The organism is Protofrankia sp. Cj3 (assembly GCF_917627355.1).
Classification (GTDB): domain Bacteria; phylum Actinomycetota; class Actinomycetes; order Frankiales; family Frankiaceae; genus Protofrankia.
Map to the genome: position 1 here is coordinate 1 of NZ_CAKJTR010000305.1, position 3,629 is coordinate 3,629.

General features: G+C 66.6%; 4 protein-coding genes and 1 pseudogene. All 5 read left to right on the forward strand.

The annotated features are described in order from the left end of the window. Positions 1-228 (forward strand): annotated as a pseudogene (locus tag MJ783_RS22745) (cell division protein FtsK); the annotation flags it as partial. A gap of 383 nt (positions 229-611) precedes the next feature. Beyond that, positions 612-1,484, forward strand: a complete 873-nt coding sequence (locus MJ783_RS22750; RefSeq protein ID WP_239313831.1) for a DNA cytosine methyltransferase — start codon at positions 612-614, stop codon at positions 1,482-1,484. Positions 1,485-1,507: 23 nt separating this feature from the next. Beyond that, positions 1,508-2,410 (forward strand): DUF2637 domain-containing protein, encoded by a 903-nt coding sequence (locus MJ783_RS22755; protein WP_239313833.1) that lies wholly within the window; start codon positions 1,508-1,510, stop codon positions 2,408-2,410. Positions 2,411-2,416: 6 nt separating this feature from the next. Beyond that, a complete protein-coding gene (locus tag MJ783_RS22760) occupies positions 2,417-2,593 on the forward strand; it encodes a hypothetical protein (protein WP_239313835.1) in 177 nt (58 codons plus the stop codon). Then, positions 2,590-3,629: recombinase family protein (locus tag MJ783_RS22765; protein ID WP_370651787.1), on the forward strand; the 1,040-nt coding region annotated here is incomplete at its 3' end. The genes MJ783_RS22760 and MJ783_RS22765, both read left to right, overlap by 4 nt.

The window sequence follows — 3,629 nt, forward strand, 5'->3', positions numbered from 1 at the left end:
GGGAAGGTCTGGTCGGAGACGATCACAGCCCGGCTGGCCGCGCTGCGGCCGGAAGTCTATGACGGGTGGAACGCCGAACAGCTCGCGGTCGCGCTCAAACCGCTGGGAATCGAAACGATACAGATCAACCGTCGGATCGAGGGAAAGGTCGTCAACCGGCGCGGCATCGACCGCACCCAGATCACCGCCGCGGTGGCAGAACGTGACCGCGGACGGCGTCCGGCATAGCCGGGGACGGTGCTTGCGTAAGCGACGCTCGTGCTTATGTAAAGCACCTCTGCTAGCGGCCAACACCGCCGCTGAACTGCGGCGTAGCACGTAAGCGCCCCGCCGGCGGGAAGCGGCAACGGGGCGGAAAACCACGCCGTGCGCCGGGTCCTGGCCCTCACGCCGCGACCCGGCGAAGACCACCCAGACAGTGGCTCTTCGTGGCATTTCCACATCCTGCAACGGGTCAGCCGCGAAGGAATCAACACCCCGGAGACATCCGCCTCACGTCCCACTACCACCGGCTCCCGTCGTCCGCATGAGGGGTCCTTAGCTGGGATTTGCTGTTCGTCCTCCTGGAAATTATGCGTCCTGGTGTGAGAAACTGGCAAGGAGAGAACGAGATGTCGACAGTTCTTGACCTGTTCTCTGGCGCGGGTGGCTGGTCGCTGGCCTGTTCCCGCCTCGGCCTGGAAGAAATCGGTATCGAGTGGGACCCCCGTACCTGCGAAACCCGCCGCGCCGCGGGCTTCGTGACGGTCGAAGACGACGTCGCCGGAGTTCGTCCAGATGATTACGCTGGCGTCGATGGGCTGATCGCTTCCCCGCCCTGCCAGCCGTTCAGTACCGCGGGGAAAGGCGGCGGGATCGACGACCCCCGAGGGCAGCTCGTCTACCAGCCAATGCGGTTCGCTCGCCGCATACAGCCGAGATGGATCGCCTGCGAGGAAGTTCCCAGCGTGTTACCTATCTGGGAAGGATGCGCGTTCGAGCTACGCCGTGCCAGCTACACGACATGGACAGGGATACTGGCCGCCGAAGAATACGGGGTGCCGCAGACCCGCCGCCGCGCGTTCCTCCTCGCTGTCCGCGGCAACCGTCCCGTCCACCCACCCGCCGCGACCCACAGCCGCTACCGGGCTCGATACTCACGTGACCAACCCGGGGTGCAGCCGTGGCGCTCCATGGCCGACGGAATCAGCCGCGGATTCATCGATCGGCCGTCGTTCACAGTGACGACTCGAGGTAATGCATGGGGCGGCACCTCCTCCCGTCTTACCATCACGGACACTCAGAACGCTGGCCGATGGAAAGGCGACACCGGAAACCTCACCATCGCCGAGTTCGGCACCCTTCAATCCTTCCCCGAGGACTATCCCTGGCAAGGTCCCCTGTCATCCAAGCTCGCCCAGATCGGGAACGCCATACCACCCGATCTCGCGGGCGTGGCACTCTCGGCCATCGCCACACCCCAGACCCGACACCTCGCCGCATAAATCTCACCGGAAAAGAGCCGGCAATGACCTCACCTGTGCCTCCTCACACCGATCACGCCGATCGTCTGGACATCCGCACGACGACCACCCCGACATCACCCGATCACGACGAAACGCGTGCCGGACCACCGACGGCCGCCGGGCGACATCCGGCTGACCGCCGACGTCGCGTCTCCGCCGAGGCGGTCCTCGGAGCCACACTGCCGGTGGTGATGGCCGCCGGGGTGTTCCTCGTCGCGTTCGTGCACATCCACGACGTTGCCCGGTGGGCGGGACAGCCCGACTGGGCGTCGTGGCTGATCGCCGCGTCCGTCGAACTGATGGCCCTCGCCTCGGTCATCGAGATCCGCCACCGCCGCCACGCCGGCTCCCCCGTCCGATGGCCAGTGACCACACTGCTTGCTGGCGTCGCGATGTCCGGCGCAGGGAACCTCACCGCTGCCGGCTCACACACCCTGACCGGGCCGCCCGGCTTCTGGGTGCCGGTGATGGCCTTGTGGCCGGTTGTCGCGTTCGGTCTCGTCGCCGGTCTCAAGGCAACCCGCCCGACATCAGCACCGCCGGTAGGCACCATCCCCCGCTCAGAGACCACCGACGACCGGTCCGACCGGTCAGGCCCCCTGGCCGAGGACAGCTCGATGCCCACCGGCCTGCCGGCCGATCTCCTATCGGTCGGACGGGAAGTGGCGGCGGAACTGGCCCACGAGCGCCGCCCACTGACACGCACGGCGCTCGCCCGCGGGGTCCGCCAACACGGGCACCGCTGCTCCACCGACCGGGCCACGCTCCTGCTCGCGGCCCTACGCGCCGAAAGCCCGGACACCATCACCCCGGCCGAGGCGGCGGAATCCAGCAGGCCCGGCCTCGATCGAGAAACCGTCTCCACCTACCGTAAGACTACCGATCACCCTGATGGTCAACGGTGAAAGACCATGACACCCCGCACGCGCCGCGCCATCACGGTGATCCTGCCCGACCAGCCACCAGCCATAACACCCACCCTCGCCGCCGCACTCCTACGGCTGCTCCACAACCTGGAAGCCGCCCGCACAACACGACACGCGCCGACCACCGACGAACAGCCCGACACTGATGCAAAGGTGGCCTGACAATGAAGTTCGCGTTCTGCGGCCGGGTATCGACCGAGGACCAGCAGGACCCGGAGTCCTCCCGAGCGTGGCAGCTCGCCCGCGCTCGGGCGCTGACCGAAGCCCACGGCGAGATCGCCGCCGAGTACTTCGACATCGGCCAATCCCGCTCGATCCCCTGGAAACGCCGCCCCCAAGCCGGCCAGCTCCTCAAGGACCTACAAAACCCGACACGGGGTTTCGACGCGGTGGTGATCGGGGAGCCACACCGGGCCTTCTACGGCAACCAGTTCTCCCTCACCTTCCCCGTCTTCGAGCATTACCGCGTCGGCCTGTGGGTACCCGAAGTCGGCGGACCAGTCGACCCGACATCAGAAGCCCACGACCTCATCATGTCCGTGTTCGGCGGGATGTCGAAGGGAGAACGAAACCGCATCAAGATCCGGGTGCGGTCGGCGATGGCCGCCCAAGCCAAAGTCGAAGGCCGCTACCTCGGCGGACGCCCGCCCTACGGCTACCGGCTCGCCGACGCCGGACCCCATCCCAACCCCGCCAAAGCCGCCGACGGCAAGCGACTGCACGTCCTGGCCCGCGACCCAGTCACGGCACCGGTAGTCGAACGGATCTTCACCCTGTACCTGAATGGTATGGGTATCTTCCTCATCGCGCAGACGCTGACCGGAGAAGGCATCCTGTCGCCGTCGGCATACGACCCGTCCCGTAACCGGCATCGCAGCGGGAAGGCGTGGTCCAAAAGCGCTGTGCAGGCGATCCTGACGAACCCGCGCTACACCGGCCATCAAGTATGGAACAAGCAACGCCGGGCCGAGACGCTGCTCGACGTCAACGACGTCGCGCTCGGCTACGAGACGAAACTGACCTGGAACAACCGTGAGCAGTGGATCTGGTCCGACCGTCCGACCCATCCCGCCATCGTCGACGCAGCCACTTTCACCGCCGCTGGACAACGACTCGCCCGCCGTGGACCGACATCCGAACGCCTCGGCCCACGTAACCACCACCCATACGTGCTGCGCAGCCTGATGGTTCACCAGCA